Annotated in this window: 23 protein-coding genes and 1 pseudogene; 15 read left to right on the top strand and 9 right to left on the bottom strand. The window is 39.6% G+C overall.

What is annotated here, in order from left to right; translation table 11 throughout:
• The first annotated feature begins 4 nt into the window (after positions 1-4).
• The 3 genes from GKR92_08470 to GKR92_08460 are packed head-to-tail and all read left to right on the top strand — an operon-like array spanning position 5 to position 2,712.
• Entirely contained in the window at positions 5-1,138 is a 1,134-nt protein-coding gene (locus GKR92_08470; protein ID QMU61727.1) for a 5-(carboxyamino)imidazole ribonucleotide synthase, read from the top strand.
• A gap of 17 nt (positions 1,139-1,155) precedes the next feature.
• Complete coding sequence (locus tag GKR92_08465) at positions 1,156-2,142, top strand: acryloyl-CoA reductase (GenBank protein ID QMU61726.1); 987 nt, start codon at positions 1,156-1,158, stop codon at positions 2,140-2,142.
• Between the two features lie 15 nt (positions 2,143-2,157).
• On the top strand, positions 2,158-2,712 hold the full coding sequence (locus GKR92_08460) for a redoxin family protein (GenBank protein QMU61725.1): 555 nt from the start codon (positions 2,158-2,160) through the stop codon (positions 2,710-2,712).
• Positions 2,713-2,720: 8 nt separating this feature from the next.
• On the opposite strand, the gene GKR92_08455 is transcribed toward GKR92_08460, so the two are convergent.
• The 3 genes and pseudogenes from GKR92_08455 to GKR92_08445 all read right to left on the bottom strand — a co-directional run bounded on the left by GKR92_08455 (position 2,721) and on the right by GKR92_08445 (position 5,304).
• The gene (locus tag GKR92_08455; protein QMU61724.1) at positions 2,721-3,662 is read right to left on the bottom strand and encodes a homocysteine S-methyltransferase; all 942 of its coding nucleotides are present in this window, start codon (positions 3,660-3,662) and stop codon (positions 2,721-2,723) included.
• A gap of 76 nt (positions 3,663-3,738) precedes the next feature.
• A pseudogene (locus GKR92_08450) lies at positions 3,739-4,970 on the bottom strand (hypothetical protein).
• Between the two features lie 22 nt (positions 4,971-4,992).
• Positions 4,993-5,304 (bottom strand): hypothetical protein, encoded by a 312-nt coding sequence (locus tag GKR92_08445; protein ID QMU61723.1) that lies wholly within the window; start codon positions 5,302-5,304, stop codon positions 4,993-4,995.
• Between the two features lie 307 nt (positions 5,305-5,611).
• Between GKR92_08445 and GKR92_08440 the strand changes: the two genes are divergently transcribed.
• The 3 genes from GKR92_08440 (at position 5,612) to GKR92_08430 (ending at position 7,403) form a co-directional block, all read left to right on the top strand.
• Positions 5,612-6,175, top strand: coding sequence for a hypothetical protein (locus GKR92_08440; protein ID QMU61722.1), 564 nt, complete (start codon positions 5,612-5,614; stop codon positions 6,173-6,175).
• 74 nt (positions 6,176-6,249) lie between these two features.
• Positions 6,250-6,876, top strand: a complete 627-nt coding sequence (locus tag GKR92_08435; GenBank protein QMU61721.1) for a hypothetical protein — start codon at positions 6,250-6,252, stop codon at positions 6,874-6,876.
• 44 nt (positions 6,877-6,920) lie between these two features.
• Complete coding sequence (locus GKR92_08430) at positions 6,921-7,403, top strand: hypothetical protein (protein QMU61720.1); 483 nt, start codon at positions 6,921-6,923, stop codon at positions 7,401-7,403.
• Here the strand turns inward: GKR92_08430 and GKR92_08425 are convergent.
• The 3 genes from GKR92_08425 to GKR92_08415 form a co-directional block, all read right to left on the bottom strand.
• Positions 7,375-9,894, bottom strand: a complete 2,520-nt coding sequence (locus tag GKR92_08425) for a hypothetical protein (GenBank protein ID QMU61719.1) — start codon at positions 9,892-9,894, stop codon at positions 7,375-7,377. The genes GKR92_08430 and GKR92_08425 overlap by 29 nt on opposite strands.
• A 17-nt stretch (positions 9,895-9,911) precedes the next feature.
• On the bottom strand, positions 9,912-10,235 hold the full coding sequence (locus GKR92_08420; GenBank protein QMU61718.1) for a hypothetical protein: 324 nt from the start codon (positions 10,233-10,235) through the stop codon (positions 9,912-9,914).
• Positions 10,236-10,387: 152 nt separating this feature from the next.
• On the bottom strand, positions 10,388-10,681 hold the full coding sequence (locus tag GKR92_08415) for a hypothetical protein (GenBank protein QMU61717.1): 294 nt from the start codon (positions 10,679-10,681) through the stop codon (positions 10,388-10,390).
• Between the two features lie 265 nt (positions 10,682-10,946).
• Here GKR92_08415 and creD point away from each other — a divergent pair, with 265 nt between their 5' ends.
• Both creD and GKR92_08405 read left to right on the top strand, forming a co-directional pair.
• The gene (gene creD, locus GKR92_08410; protein ID QMU61716.1) at positions 10,947-12,452 is read left to right on the top strand and encodes a cell envelope integrity protein CreD; all 1,506 of its coding nucleotides are present in this window, start codon (positions 10,947-10,949) and stop codon (positions 12,450-12,452) included.
• 103 nt (positions 12,453-12,555) lie between these two features.
• Entirely contained in the window at positions 12,556-12,870 is a 315-nt protein-coding gene (locus tag GKR92_08405; protein QMU61715.1) for a c-type cytochrome, read from the top strand.
• A gap of 44 nt (positions 12,871-12,914) precedes the next feature.
• On the opposite strand, the gene GKR92_08400 is transcribed toward GKR92_08405, so the two are convergent.
• Positions 12,915-13,397 carry a hypothetical protein gene (locus GKR92_08400; protein QMU61714.1) on the bottom strand — a complete coding sequence of 161 codons (483 nt, stop codon included), beginning with the start codon at positions 13,395-13,397 and terminating at the stop codon, positions 12,915-12,917.
• 181 nt (positions 13,398-13,578) lie between these two features.
• Between GKR92_08400 and GKR92_08395 the strand changes: the two genes are divergently transcribed.
• From GKR92_08395 to GKR92_08365, 7 genes are all read left to right on the top strand, one after another.
• Positions 13,579-14,256, top strand: coding sequence for a ribulose-phosphate 3-epimerase (locus GKR92_08395; GenBank protein QMU62753.1), 678 nt, complete (start codon positions 13,579-13,581; stop codon positions 14,254-14,256).
• Between the two features lie 26 nt (positions 14,257-14,282).
• The gene (locus GKR92_08390) at positions 14,283-14,972 is read left to right on the top strand and encodes a phosphoglycolate phosphatase (GenBank protein QMU61713.1); all 690 of its coding nucleotides are present in this window, start codon (positions 14,283-14,285) and stop codon (positions 14,970-14,972) included.
• Positions 14,973-15,091: 119 nt separating this feature from the next.
• On the top strand, positions 15,092-16,552 hold the full coding sequence (locus GKR92_08385; GenBank protein ID QMU61712.1) for an anthranilate synthase component I: 1,461 nt from the start codon (positions 15,092-15,094) through the stop codon (positions 16,550-16,552).
• Positions 16,553-16,593: 41 nt separating this feature from the next.
• On the top strand, positions 16,594-17,175 hold the full coding sequence (locus GKR92_08380) for an anthranilate/aminodeoxychorismate synthase component II (GenBank protein ID QMU61711.1): 582 nt from the start codon (positions 16,594-16,596) through the stop codon (positions 17,173-17,175).
• 22 nt (positions 17,176-17,197) lie between these two features.
• The gene (gene trpD, locus GKR92_08375; GenBank protein QMU61710.1) at positions 17,198-18,217 is read left to right on the top strand and encodes an anthranilate phosphoribosyltransferase; all 1,020 of its coding nucleotides are present in this window, start codon (positions 17,198-17,200) and stop codon (positions 18,215-18,217) included.
• Positions 18,218-18,222: 5 nt separating this feature from the next.
• Positions 18,223-19,044, top strand: coding sequence for an indole-3-glycerol phosphate synthase TrpC (trpC, locus tag GKR92_08370; GenBank protein QMU61709.1), 822 nt, complete (start codon positions 18,223-18,225; stop codon positions 19,042-19,044).
• Positions 19,045-19,104: 60 nt separating this feature from the next.
• A complete protein-coding gene (locus tag GKR92_08365; protein QMU62752.1) occupies positions 19,105-19,479 on the top strand; it encodes a phosphate starvation-inducible protein PhoH in 375 nt (124 codons plus the stop codon).
• Between the two features lie 46 nt (positions 19,480-19,525).
• On the opposite strand, the gene GKR92_08360 is transcribed toward GKR92_08365, so the two are convergent.
• Positions 19,526-20,038 (bottom strand): GNAT family N-acetyltransferase, encoded by a 513-nt coding sequence (locus tag GKR92_08360; protein QMU61708.1) that lies wholly within the window; start codon positions 20,036-20,038, stop codon positions 19,526-19,528.
• Positions 20,035-20,244, bottom strand: a complete 210-nt coding sequence (locus GKR92_08355) for a hypothetical protein (protein ID QMU61707.1) — start codon at positions 20,242-20,244, stop codon at positions 20,035-20,037. The genes GKR92_08360 and GKR92_08355 overlap by 4 nt, the downstream gene beginning before the upstream one ends.
• Positions 20,245-20,436 lie beyond the last annotated feature (192 nt).

Below are 20,436 nucleotides of genomic sequence, written 5' to 3'. Positions count from 1 at the left end.
ACGCATGATTTTACCTGGCGCAACTCTTGGCATGTTAGGCGGCGGTCAGCTTGGCCGGATGTTTGTGCATGCTGCTACTTCAATGGGCTATAGAGTCATTGTGCTTGACCCAAATTCTTCGAGTCCCGCGGGTGAAATTGCTCATCTGCATCTGCAAGCTAAATACGATGACGCACATTCTCTAAAGGCATTAGCGCAAGAGTGTTCTGTAATTACTACTGAATTTGAAAATGTGCCTGCAGAAGTGTTTGAACATCTTGGTAAAGCTTGTTTAGTGTCTCCAAATGCGCGTGCCTTAGAGCTCGCACAAGACCGCATTAAAGAAAAACAATTTGCACTGTCACTCAAAATCCCACCTACACCTTATTATGCGGTTAGTAATACACAGGATATAGAGCAAGCATTTGCAGACTTAGCATCACCGATGATATTAAAAACAACTCGCTTAGGTTATGACGGTAAAGGCCAAGCAGTGGTTAACACAATACAAGAATGCATTGATCAGTGGAATACATTAGATAATGTTGAATGTGTGTTAGAGAAAAAGATTACGCTTAAGTCTGAGGTTTCAGTTGTGCTTGCGCGTTCCACTACTAAAGAACTTAGCTTTTTTCCTGTTGCAGAGAATGTGCATAAAGATGGAATTTTGTTTACCAGTACGGTACCGGCAAAGGTAAGTGAAGATGTTCAAAACTTAGCTAAATCACACGCGCAAAAAATTGCTGAGAATTTAGATTATTGTGGTGTACTTGCAGTTGAGTTTTTTATTGATAATGATGGCAACTTGTTTTTTAATGAGATGGCGCCACGTACACACAACAGCGGACATTATACGATGGATGCTTGTTATACCTCGCAATTTGAACAACAAGTAAGGGCAATATGTGGTTTGCCGCTTGGAAACCCACAAGCACATAGTGCTGTATCTATGGTGAATATTTTGGGAGATCTTTGGAATGCACAAGACGAGCAACCAGATTGGTCGCGCATTTTGACAAAGAACGTAAAATTACATCTATATGGTAAACATCAAGCTCGTGTTGGTAGGAAAATGGGTCATTTTAACTACCTTGCCGAACAAGGTACGGATACACTGACTAATGCAATGAATTCCTTCGTGGTGCTTTCGACAGAATAGCTTCAAAATTTATCTACATGAAAAAATTTCCAGCATTTCGAATATTTTCAGATCAACAACACACTCGTTCGGGGATAGAGCAACTTAGTATCGATGATCTTTGCGAAGGCGAAGTGGTCATTCGCGTCAAGTACTCAAGTGTTAATTATAAAGACGCGTTAGCAGGTACGGGTAAAGCTCAAATTCTTAGGCGATCACCCTTAGTGGGTGGAATAGATCTGGCTGGTGAAGTAGTTGAATCAGCTAGTAGTGATTTTGGGCAAGGCGACCAAGTACTTGTAAATGGTAGCGGCTTAAGCGAAACCCATGATGGTGGCTACGCAGAATTTGCACGCGTTCCAGCAGACTGGGTGGTGCCATTACCAAACGGTTTGACGCTTGCTCAAACGATGATTATAGGTACTGCAGGATTTACTGCGGCACTGAGTATTCATCTGTTACAACAAAATAACCAACAAATAGAAGATGGCCCTATTGTAGTGACAGGCGCCAGTGGTGGTGTTGGAAGCTTTGCTATCGATTTGTTACATAAATTAGGTTACGAAACCATTGCAGTAACTGGTAGTCAAGATGCGCATGAATATTTGTATGAGCTAGGAGCGAGTAAAGTTGTTGCACGCGAAAAAATACAAATTGGCAGCGGAGTATTAGAAAAAACACGTTGGGCAGGCGCGATAGATAATGTAGGTGGCGATACCTTGAGCGCGTTGGTACGTGCCAGTAAACCTTGGGGAAATGTTGTTAGTGTGGGTATTGCAGGTGGTGTAAAGTTTAAGCTTTCAGCAATGCCATTTATTATTCGCGGGGTGAACTTATTGGGGGTAAGCTCGTCTAATTGCCCACAATTACTTAGAAAACAAATATGGAGTCGGCTAGGTGATGACCTTCACCCAGAACATATAGCGAAAATAAAAACGCAGACAACTAATCTCGATAATTTACCAATGGTATTTGAAAAACTATTAAATAATGAAATTCGAGGCCGAGTACTGGTTGAAATTTAAGGTGGAGATTTAATAATGATTAAGACACATATAACAAAACGTCTATATATAGTTGCACTGTTGAGCTTAACTTTGCTCTTAAGTGCCGTGGTTTATGCAAAACAAGTTAATCCGCCAGCCACCATGCCTGAGTTTACGCAAATTGATGAGGCAGCATGGCTTAACTCAAAACCACTAAGTTCAAGTGATTTACGAGGCAAGGTGGTTTTGATCGATGTCTGGACCTACGGTTGTTGGAATTGTTACAACTCGTTTCCATGGTTGAGGAGTGTAGAAGAAAAATTTTCTGATCAAGATTTCACTGTTATAGGTATCCATACTCCAGAATTTGATCACGAGAAAGAGCGTGAGAACGTAGTTAAAAAAATTGAAGATTTTGAATTACACCATCCAGTGATGATGGATAATAACAAGGCTTATTGGCGCGCACTGCGCAATAGATATTGGCCGTCGTACTATATTGTCGATAAGCAAGGCAATATTCGAAAAGGCTTTATTGGCGAAACTCACGAAGGTGATCGTCGCGCTAAAAAGATTGAAAAGCTGATTGCTAAATTACTAAAAGAATAAAATATTCTTTAATTTACACAGGCTTTGCAGATTGCTTCTATATGACGGTGATCTGTACCGCAGCAACCACCAAGTACATTTAGATTCGGTAGATACTCTCTTAACTGACGGTATTGATGACCAAGTTCTTCAGGATTGCCTTCATCCAGTACTTCTGCTTCATCTAGTTCAGCATGACTACAACTTGAAGCATTTGCACGCAGACTTCTAATTTTATCTAACCAAGGTTCGCCAGTTGAAATAATATTTTCAAAATGACTTGGGTGAGCGCAATTAATTTTATAATAAATAGGGGATTGATCCGTTTCTGTCTCTACTTGTTCAATGGCATCTCTTAAACTTTGGCCTGTAGGCAGTTTGCCATCTGTTTCAACAGTAAACGAAATAACGGCTGGCATATTGTGTGCCTTTGCTGCTCGCGCAATACCAATGGCTTCGTCAACGTAGTTAAGCGTGAGCACGGTCAACATATCTGCTGAAGTTTTGCTGAGAGTTTCAATTTGCATGGAGTGGTAGTCTTCGGCTTCATCAATTGACATTAACTCGCCTGGCACATAGCCGTCACCGCGTGGACCGATGCAGCCGCTTAATACCATTTTCGATTGTTCATTCTCGTATTCCTCTCTAAAAGGCATTAAGAACTCTACTGCTTTATGTAACATTTCATCTAAGCCAGGCTTAGAATAACCTAGTTTTTCAGCCCAATCTAAACTGGCACGCCAAGTAACAGCTTCTAAAATAAATCCGACTTTATATTTAGCTGCAATTGCACAGTGATTATGAAAATATTTTGTAAGGGCTGCTTGTCCTTTTGGTTCATTTAATAAAGTAAATGCAGCAAAGTGTGGCAGATCTAAACCTTCATGAAATAGCATGGTAGTTTCTATTCCTCCGTCGGTAAGAAATAGATCGCCAGATAGTTGAGGCAAACTCATTCTGTATTTAGCCATTGCGGACCTCAGCTTATTACAAAATATCTATTATAAAGTTGGTTCTGAGAGGTTGGTAGTAATTGGCTACTAATATTTATGAAAAAAACCAATAACCAACAAATATTGCCGCTGTAATGCCAACAAAATCTGCAAATAAACCACAGCCTATAGCATGGCGTACGCGTTTAATGCCGACACTACCAAAATATACTGCTAATACATAAAAGGTAGTTTCTGTACTACCTTGCACTATGGCGGAAACATTTGCAGCAAATGAATCTACACCATACGTGTTCATGGTCTCTAGCATCATGGCGCGAGCACCACTACCTGAAAAGGGTCGCATTAATGCTGTGGGTAGTGCTGCAATAAAGTCTGGATTTAATCCCAGGGCAATCACGATCTTTTCAATACCTGCTAATACTGCATCTAACACTAAGCTGGCACGTAACATTCCAATCGCCACTAACATGGCCACTAAGTAAGGGATAATTTTTAAGGCCACGTCAAAACCTTGTTTGGCACCATCGATAAAGGCGTCATATACATTTACTTTGCGAAGAAAACCCATGGTTAAAAACGAAATGATTACCAGTAGCAAGAGTACGTTGCCCAAAAAGCTAGAACGTTCTGCTAATGAGGCTGAATTGCTATTGAGCAGGAACATGAGTAACAACCCAATTACAGCTAATAATCCTGAAGCATAAAGAAATATAGTTTTATTGAATAAACTCAGTCTCTGAATGTAGGCAACTATTAATAGGCCCGCCAAAGTGGATGCGCAGGTGGTTAATAAAATAGGAATAAATACGGCCGTTGGATCAACCGAGCCTTGTTGGGCACGAAACAGAAAAATGGTAACGGGCAATAATGTGACAGAAGAAGTGTTTAAAACTAAGAATAATATTTGTGCATTGCTTGCAGTATCTTTTTCAGGGTTTAAGTCTTGCAGATCTTGCATGGCTTTAAGGCCAAGCGGTGTTGCGGCGTTGTCTAGGCCCAACATATTGGCAGCCATGTTCATGGTGACGGAACCAATCGCAGGATGATCACTGGGCACTTCCGGCATAAGTTTTTTAAACAAAGGTCGAAATGCTTTCGTTAGTAACTCTACAAATCCAGCTCGCTCAGCAATAGTGAAAAAACCTAACCATAAACACAGTACACCCACGAGGCCGAGTGCAATTTCAACACTTAAACTCGCCATATCAAATGTTGCTTGCACAACTTGTGCAAAGATAGCGCTATTGTCTTTAATGAATGCTGAAAAATGCAGCTGATAAATGCTGCAATAAAAAAACCAATCCAGATGTAATTGAGTACCATTTGTGTTTTGGAGGGTTACTTTTTAGCGACCAATGGCTAAAAAGAATGGCAGCCACATTATTAATAAGAAAAGCGCTGCTGCTAATTCTATATATCCGATTGTGCTGAATTTTTCGCGAACAGCTTCATCCGACATGCGAATACGACACATCATAAAGTCAAACATCAATACCATGAATATTAGAGGTGTGGCGGCAGGGATAACAGCAGTGGGTATTATTCCCCAACCATCAAGATCTACAGAAGTGCCTGGTTCGGGTGATAAAAAAGCAATAATCAATGCACTAGCAACGAGTATTAATCGTAGTGCTCCTAGCTCTTTAATTATATTCATCTACAATAATTTTCCTTATTGTTGTTAACAACTGTAAATCATCAGTGATGCTGCTCACGTTTGCAGTAAAAATAATGGACCAAATTTGTCACTTTTAGACCCACCTCAACACTTTAGCGAGTGCCGTAACCTCTTGTAACTAAAGCGCTTTATCTTATCGGGCGAGATAATCTAAATTAAAATATAAAGATATACTTTAGCTCATTGATCTGTGATTTGAACCCATTCGTAGGGAACTCAGCAGAAAAAAGATTTTAACACCAAAGTGATTTGGGAAAAATTTTAAACTTATATAAGGATTGTAAAGATGGAAATGAATAAATTAGTTAAAGGATTGACGGCTGCTGGACTTATCGCATTTGCGGGTAATTCGTTTGCAGTAACTGCAGATGGACCTTTAGATACAACATCAGAAGGTACCGTAGATATTATAGTTGATGTGGGTGATTTAGTACAAATCAGCGGCCTCATTGGCATGACGGGTCTTACCAACACATTTGGTTCAGCTACCACTGCAAGTACCCCTGCATGCGTTTATCGCAACGGCAGTGCAGACTATGAAGTAACAATGTCTAGCGATAATGGTTCGGGAACGGACTTCTTTTTATCTGACGGAACAAATGACATTGTATATGACGTCACCTTTGATGATGGAGTGGTAGTAACTGCTACTGATATGGATCATGGTGCTGCAGCAGTAAACTTCACTGGCGCTGATACTTCTAGCACTAGTTGCGGTATTGCTGGTAGTAACGCACTCATTTCGATTTCAATTCCGGAAAATGATCCAAGCCCTACTCTAAATGGCTGGTCAGAAGTTCCTGCGGCGACCTACATTGATGAATTATCAATCACTGTAGCACCTCGTTAATTTTTTTGAAGATCTAGAGTGCTGTCAGTTTCCGATTGGCAGCACTTATTTTTCACAAATCTAGTTGAAATAAAATGCGATTAAAGCTCATTATCAAATCTGCAATTCTAATGTTTGTGCTAGTTGTATTTTCTAGCTCAACATTCTCTGCCACTACACAGGGTACGATAGATCTATATGCATCTACTGGTTCTGTAGATATCTCGGTGACCTCAGGCAATATCATTCAAATTTCTGGCTTACAGCCAGTGAATTTTGGTCCATGGGTGGCGGGTGATGGTGACTTAGCATTAGATCAAGATATCTGTATTGGTAAATCAGATTGGTTTCAAGGTTATGCCATTGTTGCTTCGGGTGATGGGGATGCATTTGATCCATCAGCTTTTACTATTACCAATGGTTTAGACCAAATTTATTACGATGTGAGTTGGAATGACCAAACAGGCACAACTGGTTCAACAATAGTGTCACCAGGTTCAATACTTGGAAGTCAAACTGGTTTCTGGAGAGATTTTCTATACAACTATGCGTTTTCCTTCATTTTTGGTGGCGCACCTTGTGATACACCATTAAATTGGTTTGGTAATCCGCGGCGTCCGCCTAATGCAAATCTAGAAGTTAGAATTCCTTCAGCTCAATTGACGGGTGCAATTGGTGGTTCATACACTGGAGTCTTGACTTTACTAGTAATGCCTCTATAGCCTAGTGTTTTAAACGCAGGTCATGCGTTAAACGTAGGCGTATCTTGTTAATATTTCAAAAACATATAGCTAGATTCTTTATCGTATTGGCAACTTGTGCTGCATTTGTGCCACAAGTGCATGCCCAAATTATTGTCTCAGAGCTCAAAACCTTTTCATTGGGAAGGTGGGCTTTAAATTCAGGTAATATCACTGCTAATCAGAATATATGTGTTGGCTTACGGCCACGTGGACCTTATAGCGTAACGGTAAATGGTGATACGCATGCTGGATCATTCGCATTAAAGGATGGATTAAATAGTATTGCCTATCGATTATTTTTCAATGATAGACCACGAACCAATGGGCGCGAGGAATTAAGACCTGGGCAAGCGCTTACAGGGCAACGCGGACGTAGGTTGAGAGCTGACGGAACGTGCAGGCGCCTAAGCGCAAATCTTTCACTAATCGTTCGAGAATCTAATATTCGAGCTGCAGCTGCTGGAAGATACTCTGCCACTATTGTGATTTTGGTAAGTCCTGAATAGGGCTGCAAACAATTTCATCTAAAAATGCGACACCTTGTTGCACTTCGAATTCCGGAAGGACTATTTCGCATAGCGGTTTGCCTTGCTTGGATAGAACTAATGGCTCTCGGTCAGCGATTTCAATTTGGAACCATCCACCAGCATCGGTTGCCGCAAAGTTAATGGTGTTTTCAAATTTGGCAAATTCTACCGGGGAGCCATCCTCAGATACTGCATTGGAGATCAAGATGGTTATCGGGCTAACTTCCCAGCTTAAGGTTTCTACATTTCCAGGATATAAGGTTACCCTTCTTACTCGATCATCGAAGTGTACAATTTCATCACCTCTTGGTTTAATTTGAATTTCATATTCATTATAGCTACGTAATGCAATAACGGTAGATTTCCCAGTTTCAGCGTAACCATAGGGTTGGCGATTCACAAATACTTCAAATGGTGAGTCCGTGGCATCACTTTCTAGCTCAATGATCACTCCTGAGTCTGCTCTCTGTTCTCCACCCCAGGCAAGTTTTTTGTCACTACTGAAGATGCTGAAGCTAGCATTGCCTAGATAGCGAGTTATATCATCTGAAGTTTCATTGTCTATGTTTTCAAGCAGCAGATCCATTTTACCTAAGGAGGATTGGGAGCGTGCTCTAGCACCAACAGACTTGCTGCTTACCGTGTCATTGACGTGCAACCCAAGGCTATATTTTCCAAATGTAGGGTCCTGATCTGAATAAACTGCATTGCCAAAATATTCGACATCGCTATCAGTGATTCCGTTATTGTCTTCATAGGTATATCGGGTGTTACTGCTTAGTTGAAAACTATTTGCTGAGCGAGTGAATGTAAGACCTAGGTTTATAGACATGTCGTCATCTTCAATAAACCCACTCGTATTAAAATTAATTTGATAGCGATTTTTTCTATATATAGGTCTTCTATATTGTAATCCAATAGAATCTACAGAATCATTTTCACCACGTTTATTTTGGCGTGCCCGAAAATTTATTGTGCCGCCTGCAAACGCCCTGCTGGCAGAAAAAGATGCTTGGGTAAAACTTTGAGGGATAATTGAAATTTCATTTTCAAAATTACTTTCATCGTTATTGTCTACTTTTCTATAATTAAGATTAAATTGACTGCCGAATTTTTTCATTTGACCATTTAAATCAATTCCCCAGTCTCCTTCATTGCTGTACATAAGATTGGATTGAATATTATATTGATTTCCTAAGTAAACCCCTCCACCTTGAATGACACCTATATCAGAGCTCTGCAATAATTCAAAATTTGCTCCTAAATTATCTTGTAATCTATATGAAGCCCCAGCTCTGCCAAAATATTTGTCGATAAATTTAGGGAATAAATTGTCTTGTTCAGACTCACCAATTTTCCCTAGTTCCGCAAAATATAGTGGTTGATCTTTGGGTGGTAAAAGTTCGGTCTTAGCAAAGAAATATTCTTCTTCCCTAGTGACTCCTTGGGAATCAGTAATACGAAGAGTTATAGGATAGGATCCATTTGGTAGGTGTCTGGTATCAATTTGTTGGTTACCTGCTTCATATTCTTGTGCAGCAGCTAATTTCTCATCCTTATATATTTCTACAACACTTGGACTTGATAAGAACAGAAATATATCTGTGCTATAGGAATAATCTAAGTCTGTACGAGTGTTGGTTGAAGAATAAAGTCTAGCACCTAATAACTCTATTTCATTATAAAAGCTAGAATTTCTAGTGGATGACTTAAACACACCTGCTTCAGATGTCCATACAGATTTATCATTTTGTAATGAGATATTATTTACAGATATATTTTTTGTGTTTGACAGGTCCCAGTCAAAACGAAATCTAGATTGTTTGTAGCCAAAAATTTCACTTGAAGCGAATGTGTAGTTGTCTTCATTGTCATTGCCGCTAAAGCTAATATTGTTAGAGCCGATAGTGGAAAAACCAGTTTCCGATTCTGGTATAAACTTACTGTATGCAATATTTTGATTCTCTAGATAATAAGCATTGATAAAAACGGTTAGTCTAAAGTAGCCTTCATCAAAGATGATGCCGGCAACTGCAGGTTCTAAAAAACCACAATCACGTTGTATTTCAGTTAGGCATAATTTATCAGCATTTGTTTCTAGTGGGCCACTTAAAGCTTCTTGCACTGCTTCAAAATTTTCAATACGGGGAATTAATGAAACTATTTCCTCTGGGTAATCAAATTCAATAGTTTCGGGTGTGTAGGTTGCAAGTGTAGTGCCCACTAAGCGATCTCCATAGTACACGTCCACTGCAGTTGTTTGCGGATTGGCTAAGTCTTCGAATCCTGGCGGAGCACCTGGTTTAACTTTAATGCTAGTGTCTTGATGGGTTACTTCAGTGTCGACTAAATGCTTAAACTCTGATGGAGCGTCTGAGTTATTTCCTGATTCTGGGTTTGCATTTTCCTCTGCTTTAGCGAATGAGCAGATGCAAACAAAAAGAATGGCATAAGCCAAAAACTTTTTCATTTTGTAATGTTATAAGACTAGTACTCTTTTATAGAGTTTTTAGTGCCTATGCTCAGATAGTATTTAACCGGCTGACTATTTGGTAATTTTATTGTCCATTCATTACCCGCATAAAGGCGATTGCCTTTGAATATTTCACATTCTTCATCAAGGCTATCTTTAGAGGGGCATTGCTTACCTTCGCGTAAAAGAATATTTGTATTGCCATTATTTTTAAAGCGAATAGTGCTGCCTGAGCGTGTAGCAATTAAGTCTGGTTTTGGGTTTAGCGGCTGTGCTAACACAAGAACTTGATAAGCAATCACAATTTTAACGCCAACTTGATTATTTTCCGCTATCAATTGATTTGAAATTGGTTTGAAAGTTACTCGGTAAACTGCTTCTTTGTCTGTTGGCGGCTTGAGTAAAACAAAACGTGCGAGCTTTCGACCTTTTGGCGGAATAACTAATTTATTTGGAGAAACAAGTAAACCCGATTCTCTTGGGTCTTTGATTATTTCCCTTGTTTCATTTTCAGTGCCTGGGTTTTTACAATTATTGGCTCCACTTGAATGTAGAGTGTTTCACTACCCGCATTCTCTACTTCAATGTCTTTGCGTAAGGGTTTGCCAGGTTCAAAATGTATGATTGCATCGCTTAGCACCATGTTTGCAAATACTGACGATGTAGGAACGGCTAATAAAAAACACAGTGAAAGAAATACCGCGGCATGCGAAATTAATTTCTGTAGTGTTAGATTTTTCAAATGTGCGAGCATGAGAATTGGGATCCTTTGTATTGTACTCATTTGTATATGCACGGGATTAGACCGCCTAATTGACTGAAATTCCAACAGAAAATGCTCAAATGCACATTTGATTGGCTGGTTGGATCGGGTGTTTAAATTGCTTCTAGCACGTCTACAACAAAAACAGTCTGTCAACATATTCAGGCCATTCATCATTGGAAGCCACTCTAACTCGCTTTCCACAATTATTCATTTTGAACGCATATTTTCGTCATCTTTCCTAGTTAGCCTCTTGAGCAAACCACAAATTACTAACGGAAGTTGCATGTTTATCGGGGTACTTTTTTCGCTCATATTATTAGCCATGCTCGTAGGTATCGGTTTAATAATCTTTTTATTAGTTCGCAAATTTTTACAGGTAAATCCAACAGATATGAATAGTGTAAAAGACACCTATCAAGGTGTGGTAAAAAATATGAACCAAAAATTAACTGTACGCGGGGTCATTATAGGAATACTAGCGATTGTAATGTTAATTCCATTGGGCATGTTTGAGGGAGTTGTGCACGAGCGGAATGGCCTGTATCGAAATGTATTACAAGAAATTTCCAATACATGGGGAGGGCAACAAACACTCCAGGCACCAATTTTAGTCATCCCATTTGTCATTGAGCATGTAAGTAAAGAGACAACAACGGATGAATACGATAGGGAGAAAACTAAGACCAAAATTAAATACTTAACGCGTTATGCAGTGCATTTACCAAAAGATTTAAAAATTGATGTGGATTTGTTAGAAGAGCACAGGAAACGTGGCATTTATGATTCTCTAGTATATAAAGCAGACATCTCGTTAAGTGGCAGCTTTGAAAAACCTAATATTGAATCATTGTCTGATCATATACACCGCATTGATTGGGATAAAGCATTTGTAATATTAGGATTATCGGATACACGAGCAATTAATAATGTAACGTCACTAAATTGGAATGGTGTAGAGAATGGTTTTAATTCTGGAACAAAGCTTACAAAACTTTTGCAATATGGTTTTCATGCAAGCTTGGCTGATTTTGATTCATCAAAGGATAAGCATGAATTCAATGCCAATCTCTCTGTTAATGGTAGTAAAGGTTTTCGTTTTGCGCCCTTTGGAGAAAACACAGTGGTTAATATGAATTCTAGTTGGCCGCACCCTAGTTTTCAGGGCATGACATTACCAACTGAATACAAAATCAAAGAGGATGGTTTTTCGTCAATGTGGTCGATTCCGCATTTGGCTAGAAATTTTCCACAATCTTGGGAATCGTCCTCGAATTCCTATAATTTGAATGAGTTTATTGCCGGCGTAGATCTTTTTGAACCGGTGTTTTTGTATTCTAAAGTTATTCGTGCTGTGAAATATGGAATTTTATTTGTTGGGTTAACTTTCTTAACTTTTCTAATTTTTGAATTAACCATGCAGGCGAGGTTACACTTTGTGCAGTACGGATTAATTGGAATAACGCTTAGTTTGTTTTATTTGATTCTTTTGTCGGTTGCGGAGCATATGGAATTTCTAACAGCATACATTATTGCTGCAGCAATCAACGTTGGATTAATAACGTTGTATACGGCGGCAGCGTTAAAAAGTTGGTCACGATCTGGCGTTATACTTGTCTTACTAGGTGCACTTTATTCTGTTTTGTATTCATTATTACAGTTAGAGGACTACGCGTTATTAATGGGTACAATGTTGTTATTATCTGTATTGATGGTCTTAATGTATGTAACACGTAATCTACGTGTGAATACGTCCGATTCTAGTCAAATTCCACATCTAGGCAATGGATAAAATGAGTAAAATTATGCAAAATCTGCTTCGCTAATGAACCATTAGCTAACATAAGCAATCAAAAGCATATAAAATTTCACTACAATTATTCGGAGCATTCTAAATGAAACACTTAGTAGGGGTTGTTAGTATTTTGTTGTTATCACTTTCTTCAGTTGTCGTCTATGCGGGTGATGCAGAGGCAGGTAAAGCAAAGGCAGTTACTTGTGCAGCATGCCATGGTGGAGAAGGTATAAGCCCAACTGATATTTGGCCAAACTTAGCCGGGCAGAAAGAACAGTATTTATTAGCACAAATTAAAGCGTTTAAAGATGGCACCAGAGTGAATGCACAAATGGCGCCGATGGTGGCTAATTTAAGCGATGATGATATGGCTAATTTAGCTGCCTATTACTCTTCACTAGGTTGCAAAGAGTAATAATTAAAATAAGCTGATGTACTGCAGGTGGTTTAAGGTGTTCGTTAGACTGCAATATAACGTAAGCCGCCTGCAACCATTACTACAATCACGCCAAGTAATAAATTAATACCAATAAACTTGCGAACTTGCGCAAGGTTCTCGCTCGCCAGCTGAAAATTTTCTTGTTTCACTGCTTTGCACAAGCGTCTAAAGGGCGAAAAGAAGACGTGCATAAAAATTAAAATCATAATAATGCCGATCACTTGCATAAGATGAATATGCCATCCTACACGTGCCATGCCACCGTAATGTTCGACAATTATCCAGTAACCGGTTGCGGGTAGCGTAATTACACAAACCCATACCCAGAAGAAGAAACTTGATAGTGTTCTTTTCCATAGCTTTAGCCGTTGTGGCATTTCCAGTGCCTTAGCGGCCGCTGGTCTTGGTGAGATATAGGCAAAAAACATTCCTCCTACCCAGATCACTGCGGCAATTAAATGACCCGCGATTGCGGCAGGGAAGTAATACGGTTGTAAGTCCATTATTGTGGTCTCTCCTTGGGCTCTCTTCTTTTGATAAGTATTATTTTCTTAGAGTGAAGATAATTGGTGTCTATTTATGGATAAAGTTTACTGGAACTTTGCTGCAAATTACATGCTGATAAGCTAAAGTGCGAGCCTCATTTTTGTCAAATGTCGTGAATTTATGTCAACAGACTCAACAATGGACTGGATAGCCCCCTCAATATTGTCTGCAGATTTTGCGCGCCTCGGTGAAGAGGTGAGTACCGTGCTTGCTGCAGGGGCTGATATTGTTCACTTTGATGTAATGGATAATCACTATGTACCGAACCTGACTTTTGGGCCGGTTATTTGTAGGGCCTTGCGAGACTATGGTGTGCAGGCTCCAATCGATGTCCATTTGATGGTAAAACCGGTGGATCAAATGATTGCAGATTTCGCCGCAGCGGGAGCAAGTTATATCACTTTCCATCCAGAAGCCTCTGAACATGTGGATCGCAGCTTACAGTTAATACACGATCAAGGCTGTAAGGCAGGTTTGGTATTTAATCCGGCGACGCCGCTTGATCAGTTGGAATATGTGCTCGATAAAGTAGACATGGTGTTACTGATGTCGGTTAATCCTGGTTTTGGTGGTCAAAAGTTTATTCCTGCAGCGCTCACAAAATTAAAACATGCAAGAAAGATAATTGACCAATCTGGTTTGCCAATTCGTTTAGAAATCGATGGTGGGGTGAAAGTCGATAACATTGCAGAAATAAAAGCAGCGGGCGCAGATACTTTTGTTGCAGGTTCTGCAATATTTAATACTAAAGATTATCAAGGCACGATTGCTAAAATGCGCGAGCAACTCGCTAGCAGCAATAAAGTTACTTCCTAAAGCATTTCTTTTAGATTAGTTTTGTTATGAGTGCTCAATCTCTAGTGCAAACGCGTTGTGTGATGTTTGATTTGGATGGCACATTGGTCGATAGTGCGCCGGATATCGCCATCAGCATGAATAAAATGTTGCTGGAATTAAATTTTCCACCGCACGATCTTGCTCAAGTACGTGACTGGATAGGAAATGGCGCGGGTCGTTTAATTAAACGTGCATTAACAGGACAATTGGATGGCGAGCCGCCAGAAGGTTTGTTTAAGCAAGCACATCAATTATTTTTTGATATCTATGAACAACATATACATGTTGAGAGTGCAATGTACCCTGGTGTATTGGAAGGTTTAATGGCATTGCGTGAGCAATCCTATATTTTGGCTTGTATAACTAATAAGCCAAGAAGATTCACGCCACCGCTTATGGAGGCATTTAAAATAGACCATTTTTTCGATTACCTGATCTGCGGTGATGACTTAACTGTAAAAAAGCCCGATCCTCAAGTGTTGCAAGCGATTCTCAAGCAGACCAACTTGAGCCCACAGCAGGCAATAATGGTGGGGGATTCCGCTAGTGATATAAAAGCGGCTCAATTGGCGAATATGAAGTCATTTTGCGTCAGTTATGGGTATCATCAAGGGAAAGGAGTTGATGCTTTGGGCGCAGACTATATAATTGACTCCATTGCGGAGATACCGCAATACCTTCTTTCAACCGCGTAAGGAATTATTTTTCAATGTTCATCTCATTGCAAAAAGGAATTGCTGAGTTATTTAGTTGGCGTTGCTAGTACAACACTAACGTTTTTGCTCGCTTTTCTTTTTAATATTCTGGAGATGACATGGATTCCGCACAATTTGATTTACTAACTAGCCAAGGCTATACCTGCATTCCGCTGGTGCGGGAAGTGTTAGCTGATCTTGATACTCCTCTTAGTGCTTATCTAAAACTGGCTCATCAGCCATATACCTATTTATTTGAATCGGTACAGGGTGGAGAACGATGGGGTCGTTACTCCTTTATAGGTTTGTCTAGCGCCGAACACATCAAAGTGTTCGGTAATAAAGTGGTGCATGAGAAAAATAACCAAGTTCACGAACAGAATGTACAAGATCCATTAACTTGGGTGCAAAGCTTTCTACAACAATTCAACGTGCCTGATATTCCAGAATTGCCGCGTTTCACTGGCGGAGTAGTGGGATATTTTGGTTACGAAACTATTCAATATATTGAACCACGTTTGAAAGGCGAGGCTAAGGCGGATGTTTTGCAAACACCCGATATATTTCTCATGGTGTCTAAAGAGCTAGTGGTGTTCGATAGCTTAAGCGGAAAAATATTTATCATTGTTCATGTTGATCCAAAACAAGAACGTGCATTAGCATCAGGTGAAATGCGTTTAGATGAGATTGCTGCAATGCTGCAACAACCTGCACCAAAAGTTGCTGCGAAAACTCCACAAGTACCGGTAAATTTTGTTTCAGAGTTTCCTGAAATTAAATTTAAGCAAGCAGTGGATGGGGCACGTGAATACATACGCGAAGGAGATGTCATGCAAGTCGTGTTGTCACAAAGACAAAGTACTGAATTTACTGCGCCGCCAATTAATTTATATCGAAGTTTGCGTAGCTTAAACCCATCGCCATACATGTACTACTTGAATATGGAGGACTTTTATATTGTGGGTTCTTCTCCAGAAATTTTAGTTCGCTTGGAAGATGATGAGGTAACCGTTAGGCCCATTGCAGGTACGCGACCAAGAGGCAAAGATGCGCAACATGATCTCGAGTTAGAAGCAGAGCTTTTGCAAGACCCAAAAGAGCTTGCGGAACATCTTATGTTAATTGATCTCGGTCGTAATGATGTTGGCCATGTAGCGAAAACAGGTTCGGTAGAGCTCACTGATAAAATGATTATTGAACGTTATTCTCATGTTATGCATATCGTTTCAAATGTTACGGGTCAGTTAGATGGAAAATTGGATGCGATAGATGTATTAAGAGCGACTTTCCCTGCAGGTACGGTAAGCGGCGCACCTAAAATACGCGCTATGGAAATAATCAGCGAATATGAGCTTACTAAACGCGGCATTTATTCTGGTGCAGTAGGTTACATATCCTGGGATGGCAACATGGATACTGCGATTGCAATTCGCACAGCCGTTATTAAAGACGAAAAACTTTATATACAAGCGGGAGCAGGAATCGTTTATGACTCTGTTCCTGAAAATGAATGGATTGAAACGAATAATAAAGCAGGCGCAATGCTTAAGGCTGCTAAAGCTGCGGCATCCATTGTATAGTTCATTGAAAGACTGCTAGTGGCTCAGATATAAATAATCCTATGATTTTAATGATTGACAATTATGATTCATTTACCTACAACCTGGTGCAATACCTCGGGGAGATTGGTGAGGAAGTTAAAGTTGTACGTAATGATCAAATTGGCATTAAAGAAATAAAAGCGCTGCAGCCACACCACATTGTTATTTCCCCTGGCCCTTGTACACCAAATGAAGCAGGGATTTCATTAGAAATCATTGCGGAGTTAGGCGGAGAAATACCAATTTTAGGAGTTTGTTTGGGCCACCAAAGTATTGGTCAAGCGTATGGCGGTAAGATTATTAAAGCCCAACAAGTCATGCACGGTAAAACGTCAATGGTGCATCATCACAATCAACATGTTTTTGAAAAATGCGACAATCCATTTACGGCTACACGTTACCATTCATTAGTCATTGAAAAGCAATCGATACCAGATTGTCTGGAAGTCACAGCTTGGACAGAAGATGCTGCCGGCGAATTAGATGAAATTATGGGTGTGCGCCATAAAGAACTTGCAGTTGAAGGTGTGCAGTTTCATCCGGAATCGATTCTCACAGACTTTGGTCATCATTTGTTAACTAATTTCGTTCGTCAAAACTAATATTTCTTTTAGTGCTCTTTTTATGAATATTCAGCAAGCTATTAATACTGTAATCGAAGGTAATCATCTTAATTCAGAGCAAATGACAGCGGTCATGCGTGTGGTAATGTCGGGTGAAGCAACACCTGCACAGGTTGCGGGTTTTCTAGTAGCGCTACGTATGAAGGGCGAAGTGGTCGAAGAACTCACCGCTGCTGCTGCTGTAATGCGTGAGCTTTCTGCAAAAGTAAATGTAGCCACAGAAAACTTAGTCGACACATGTGGTACAGGTGGAGATTCGAAAGGTACCTTTAATGTTTCTACATGCGTTGCGTTTGTGGCCGCTGCAGCCGGCGCAAGAGTCGCTAAACACGGTAATCGTTCAGTTTCTAGTAAAAGTGGTAGTGCAGACGTATTAGAAATTGCAGGTGTAAATCTTCAGCTAACGCCAAAGCAAGTTGCTAATTGTATAGAAGAATTAGGCATAGGCTTCTTGTTTGCCCCAGCGCATCACAGTGCAATGAAACATGCGATTGGCCCGCGCAAAGAGTTAGGTGTGCGCACTATGTTTAACTTATTAGGCCCGCTAACGAATCCAGCCAGTGCGCCGCATCAAGTATTGGGTGTGTTTAGCAAGCAATGGCTTGAGCCGTTGGCAAATGTACTAAAATCATTAGGAAGTAAGCATGTACTCGTCGTGCATGCAGACGATGGTTTGGATGAAATTAGTATTGCCAGCAATACTCAAATTGCCGAACTAAAGAATGGAGCGGTATCTTGTTATAGTATTTCGCCGAAACAATTTGGGCTGGACGAAGGTAATCTTGCTGATATTGTGGCGAAGGATGCTGCTAATAGTTTACTAATAGTGAATGATGTTTTTGAAAATAAAACAGGTGCAGCGTTAGATATTGTAAAGCTAAATGCAGGTGCTGCATTGTATGCAAGCGATAAAGCCGCAACGCTGGAAGAAGGGGTTAGTTTGGCGGCGGACGTTATTGCTTCTGGTGAGGCTAAGAACAAATTTCAACAATACATAGAATATACAAATAGTTTTAAATAATAAAAATGATAAATACTCAACCAAGCTCTCAAAATGACACCCCAGAAATTCTCACCAAGATAATTGAGCATAAAAAAAATGAGCTAGTGGAGCGTAAGCTGCATATGCCGCTGGATAAAATTCAAGACATGGCTAATGATGCGCCTAGTCCACGCGGCTTTGAGCGTGCATTGCGTGGTGCGCAAGCGGCTAAACGTGCAGGCGTAATTGCAGAAATTAAACGTGCCTCACCAAGCAAAGGTATTCTACGAGAAAATTTTAACCCCATGGAAATTGCAGCAGGCTACCAAATGAATGGCGCAAGTTGTGTGTCTATATTGACCGATACAGAATTCTTTAAGGGATCTTGTGCAATTTTGGAACTTGCGAGAAAGACTTGTTTCCTGCCTATTTTACGCAAAGACTTTATTATCGATACCTATCAGGTGTATGAGACACGTGCGGTAGACGCAGATTGTTTGTTACTGATTGCAGCATGCCTGGAAGATGATCAAATGGCAGAGCTATATGCACTCGGTAAAGAATTACGATTAGATGTACTGATTGAAGTGCACAATGCAGAAGAAATGGGCCGTGCCTTAAAACTCGAGCCCACAATGATTGGGATTAATAATCGTAACTTACATAATTTCGAAGTTTCTCTAGATACAACGTTTGATCTGTTATCTAAAGTGCCAGAGGATTGTCATGTAGTTACCGAGAGTGGAATTCATACTAAAGAAGATATCGCTTTGATGATTGATAAAGGAGTTAACTCCTTCTTAGTAGGTGAAGCATTTATGGTGGCAGAGAATCCTGGCGCTAAATTAAAAGAATTGTTTTTTTAAAATTAAAATAAATTGGAGTGACTTATGGCTAAACCTACATTAAATAATTCACATCCAATTATGCGCTTTATCTTGTTTGTCGAGCGTGCCGGACTTGTGCTCATTACACTTGCAACGATTGTAGCGATTGGGCAAGAGTTACACGTTATATATCAGCAAGGCAGGGTAGAGCTGCACGATATCTTGCTGTTATTTATCTACTTAGAAATTCTAACCATGGTGGCGTTGTACTTCACTAGCGGTAAGCTTCCAGTACGTTATCCGATTTACATCTCAATTGTAGCGATTACACGATTTATAATTTTGGGTATGAAAGAAATGAATGCGCAGGATATTATTTTACTAGCAGGCGCCATTCTTTTACTAACACTTGCATCCGTTGTGTTGAGGTATGGGTCTTTTAAGCTGCCTTATAAGCAAGACAATATTGATTAGCAAGCACGGAGGATGTGCCTAATTACGTAAAATAATCATTCTCGTATTAGGATCTAACTAACGTATTCCTACGACGTTGCTCATTTGTACTATAAAGCTGCTTGCGAAAGATGATTTTTATGGCATTTTGTTTGGGATCTCTATATTTCTCAGTTTTTTTCCAATTATTGGCGAGATAAAAATTACTAGCACTAATATTTTCTTCAAAACTTTCTAATGCAATTACTTTGTAGTGTTCAAATAGTAGTTCTTCGCAATGATGAAGCAATATTGTTCCATATCCCTGGTGATGATAATCCACATCGATCATCATAAAGTCTATTACATTATCGATACATATTGAGAAGCCAAGAGCAGTAGTATTTTTATGCAAAATCCAAGTATTGTTAATATTGCTTTCTAAGAATACTTCAAGATGTTTACTATTTAGGTAATTATCTACCGTAAAGTTATCAAGAAAATCTCGATAAGATCGATCTATCGTTTTATTAGCAATTGCTTGTATAACATATTTGTCGGATAAACTAGCGCGTGTAAAGGTTAGGTCTGCCACAATTATTTGTCTTTATATTTTTCAAAGCATGAATTAAAAGCATCCTTTGATAGATTTGATTCAGTAATATCTAGTCCTGATGCATGGCAATTATTTTGAGCATGATGATCATGGGCAGCAGTAGTATTACTGCTATTTTGCAAAGAAAATGTTTCATTTACCTTTACGGTTATTTGCTCAACGTTTAAATGATTAATTTTGATATGGCCCATATACTTACATCCATGTAGGTAGAGTCCGGCAATTATAATTAGCATTCAAAAATTATTGAGTGTCCTAAGTCCTATAAAATTACCGTTCATAGTAATTTTCGTACCGCCCATACCTAGTATTATTCTGAGCCGTAAGAGGGAGATGCATGGCTGAGCATCTCAAAATTTAATTTTATGTCAGCTAACGATTCA

The sequence above is a fragment of the Gammaproteobacteria bacterium genome, assembly GCA_014075255.1.
Taxonomy (GTDB): Bacteria; Pseudomonadota; Gammaproteobacteria; order UBA4575; family UBA4575; genus JABDMD01.
Note: the sequence above shows the minus strand (reverse complement) of the source record. Positions and strands in the feature narration are given on the sequence as shown.

What these genes read in the sequence shown, in the direction of transcription:
- GKR92_08470 (QMU61727.1), top strand. Translation starts at nt 5, where the DNA reads ATGATTTTACCTGGCGCAACTCTTGGCATGTTAGGCGGCGGTCAGCTT.
- GKR92_08465 (QMU61726.1), top strand. Translation starts at nt 1,156, where the DNA reads ATGAAAAAATTTCCAGCATTTCGAATATTTTCAGATCAACAACACACT.
- GKR92_08460 (QMU61725.1), top strand. Translation starts at nt 2,158, where the DNA reads ATGATTAAGACACATATAACAAAACGTCTATATATAGTTGCACTGTTG.
- GKR92_08455 (QMU61724.1), bottom strand. Translation starts at nt 3,662, where the DNA reads ATGGCTAAATACAGAATGAGTTTGCCTCAACTATCTGGCGATCTATTT.
- GKR92_08445 (QMU61723.1), bottom strand. Translation starts at nt 5,304, where the DNA reads ATGAATATAATTAAAGAGCTAGGAGCACTACGATTAATACTCGTTGCT.
- GKR92_08440 (QMU61722.1), top strand. Translation starts at nt 5,612, where the DNA reads ATGGAAATGAATAAATTAGTTAAAGGATTGACGGCTGCTGGACTTATC.
- GKR92_08435 (QMU61721.1), top strand. Translation starts at nt 6,250, where the DNA reads ATGCGATTAAAGCTCATTATCAAATCTGCAATTCTAATGTTTGTGCTA.
- GKR92_08425 (QMU61719.1), bottom strand. Translation starts at nt 9,894, where the DNA reads ATGAAAAAGTTTTTGGCTTATGCCATTCTTTTTGTTTGCATCTGCTCA.
- GKR92_08415 (QMU61717.1), bottom strand. Translation starts at nt 10,681, where the DNA reads ATGAGTACAATACAAAGGATCCCAATTCTCATGCTCGCACATTTGAAA.
- creD (QMU61716.1), top strand. Translation starts at nt 10,947, where the DNA reads ATGTTTATCGGGGTACTTTTTTCGCTCATATTATTAGCCATGCTCGTA.
- GKR92_08405 (QMU61715.1), top strand. Translation starts at nt 12,556, where the DNA reads ATGAAACACTTAGTAGGGGTTGTTAGTATTTTGTTGTTATCACTTTCT.
- GKR92_08400 (QMU61714.1), bottom strand. Translation starts at nt 13,397, where the DNA reads ATGGACTTACAACCGTATTACTTCCCTGCCGCAATCGCGGGTCATTTA.
- GKR92_08395 (QMU62753.1), top strand. Translation starts at nt 13,579, where the DNA reads ATGGACTGGATAGCCCCCTCAATATTGTCTGCAGATTTTGCGCGCCTC.
- GKR92_08390 (QMU61713.1), top strand. Translation starts at nt 14,283, where the DNA reads ATGAGTGCTCAATCTCTAGTGCAAACGCGTTGTGTGATGTTTGATTTG.
- GKR92_08385 (QMU61712.1), top strand. Translation starts at nt 15,092, where the DNA reads ATGGATTCCGCACAATTTGATTTACTAACTAGCCAAGGCTATACCTGC.
- GKR92_08380 (QMU61711.1), top strand. Translation starts at nt 16,594, where the DNA reads ATGATTTTAATGATTGACAATTATGATTCATTTACCTACAACCTGGTG.
- trpD (QMU61710.1), top strand. Translation starts at nt 17,198, where the DNA reads ATGAATATTCAGCAAGCTATTAATACTGTAATCGAAGGTAATCATCTT.
- trpC (QMU61709.1), top strand. Translation starts at nt 18,223, where the DNA reads ATGATAAATACTCAACCAAGCTCTCAAAATGACACCCCAGAAATTCTC.
- GKR92_08365 (QMU62752.1), top strand. Translation starts at nt 19,105, where the DNA reads ATGCGCTTTATCTTGTTTGTCGAGCGTGCCGGACTTGTGCTCATTACA.
- GKR92_08355 (QMU61707.1), bottom strand. Translation starts at nt 20,244, where the DNA reads ATGGGCCATATCAAAATTAATCATTTAAACGTTGAGCAAATAACCGTA.